General features: G+C 32.6%; 2 protein-coding genes. Both read right to left on the reverse strand.

The window, feature by feature from the left end:
- Window positions 1-1,205, reverse strand: a 1,205-nt coding sequence (locus C231_RS08125; protein ID WP_018659990.1) for an InlB B-repeat-containing protein, incomplete at its 3' end; no start/stop codon positions are given.
- A gap of 219 nt (window positions 1,206-1,424) precedes the next feature.
- Window positions 1,425-1,592 carry a YSIRK-type signal peptide-containing protein gene (locus tag C231_RS08500; protein WP_018659991.1) on the reverse strand — a complete coding sequence of 56 codons (168 nt, stop codon included), beginning with the start codon at window positions 1,590-1,592 and terminating at the stop codon, window positions 1,425-1,427.
- Between the last annotated feature and the right edge of the window lie 486 nt (window positions 1,593-2,078).

The raw sequence follows: 2,078 nt of genomic DNA on the forward strand, positions 1-2,078 counted from the left end.
CCGAGTCCACGTTCATCTGTTGTAATTGTTCCAACATGAGCATCGTCGGCATCATACACTTCTACCGTCTGACCTTTTAGTCCTGCACCATCTTGGTCAATAACCGTTGCAGTGGCAGATTGTGATTTCGCCCACATTGCATAAACTGTTAAATTATCATTGACAATTGTATTTGCATCAAAGGTATCTCCGCTTCCATCACTTGAAGTATTCCAGCCTAAGAAAACATAACCCTCACGTTCTGGAGTAACTTCTATATTTGGTAGTTCTTCTGTCGTCGTTTTATTATTTGAAAATGATTTACCATAAAAAACATTTTGCTTCTGACTTAATGTATCACCTTGATCATTGGCAAAGTTATAATTAAAAGTAACTTCTGGAAGCATCGACTTCAAGTAAACGCTATAAGAGTGAGCTTTAAGCACAGCGTCAATAGAATTAATACCAGTGTCTGTTCTAAATTCTTGGAATGGATGTCCAAATTGATTGAAATACTTAGATTTCAACATACCTTCAAAACTAAATTCTTTTGCTTTGCCCGATTGATCTTTCCATCCATCGTAGCTAAAGACCCACCCTAATGGTTTATAACCTTCTTTTTGGAACCCTTCTGGAATTGTGACAGAACGATCCTTATTGACACAGGCTTTCTTATAATCTACGCCTTCTTTTAAATCTTTATTCCATGATAAAATGTCCCAATATGTTTGCCCATCATTTTCGCTTACCCATTCTTTAAAATTATAGATATGCTCTGCTGTTTCTTTATCTTTAGCAAAGATTACATCCATAACACGTAAATGAAGTCGAATGTGTCCAAATAGATTATTGCCCATTTGATCTGTATCAACAATAACACCATCTTTTAGTTTTGTAGGATCTAAAAATGCAGTAGAAGGTTGATCAGAACCATTTTCAAATTTTTCAAAATAATAAAAATATCCGTCAGGAATAGAATCTAATTGCACTTGGATTACATATTTTTTGCCTTTTTCAAGATTATTTATATAATATGAGCCTAAGCTCATACGGTCAAGGTTACCTAGGACAGCCTCAGCATTTACTTCTTTTACATTTTCTTTATCGGTAATATCCAAAACTGTAAATTTTATTTTTTTAAATGCATCTAAAACTTCACCTGTAGGTGCTCCACCAAAAACATGGTTAATGATTTTATCATTATATAGATTTTCATCTACTGTCACTAATTTGTCTTCGCCATTTTCACTCTTGCAATCAATCTCAATTAGTATCTCAGCCGAAACGGTTTGTTGCTGTGTTGGATTAGCTCTATTTTCTCCTACAGTTGGACTTACTAATTCATTTCCAACTTCTAATTCTTTTTCAACAGTTTCACTATCTTCTGAAACTTTTGAAACTTCTGAATTATCGTCATTTGAAGCATTCTCTTCTACAACATTTTCTTATGAAACGTTTTCTTCTGAAACATTTTCTTCTTGACTGTCATTTAATGATGTCTCTGCATGAGCTAAAACATTTCCTCCACTAAGAACAATAGCGGATACTGCCACAGAAACGACATGGTTACCTAATTTACGCAATGAATAGCGTTCCTTTTTCTCTTTTCTCATAATACATACTCCTTTACTTTGGTTCATCAATTACATTTACACCATCGTTATCATAGATAATATAAAAGATGTCAAATATTATTAGATGTGTCAAACAATCTTAATAGATAGAAAAAATAGAAATTATCATTTTTCTAAAAAACGATATAACACCAAAACAAAATGAAAACTCCAGAGCCACTACTCTGGAGTTTATATTTCATGCAACGTTGCATATAATTACTATTTTGGTTGATTTCATTATACCACTATCTGATATTTGTCAATGCCTATTCAAAACAACATAGCTCCATAATAAAACACAAAGTAAAACAAAATCGCCCAAAATCGTTGCTGTTACAATGTTTATGATTTTTAGTTATGCAAATAAAAGCAATAAAATACAATCGGAACGTAACAAATTTATAAAACGCATCTCTTATTTTGTTGAGATGCATTTTGTTTTTTAATCATTTTCTTTCATTAATCGATCAGCGTATTCGGTTA

This window comes from Allofustis seminis DSM 15817 (genome assembly GCF_000374325.1).
Lineage (GTDB): Bacteria > Bacillota > Bacilli > Lactobacillales > Carnobacteriaceae_A > Allofustis > Allofustis seminis.

Excerpts from the sequence above, each read along its gene's own strand:
- C231_RS08500 (WP_018659991.1), bottom strand. The coding sequence starts at position 1,592 with ATGAGAAAAGAGAAAAAGGAACGCTATTCATTGCGTAAATTAGGTAAC.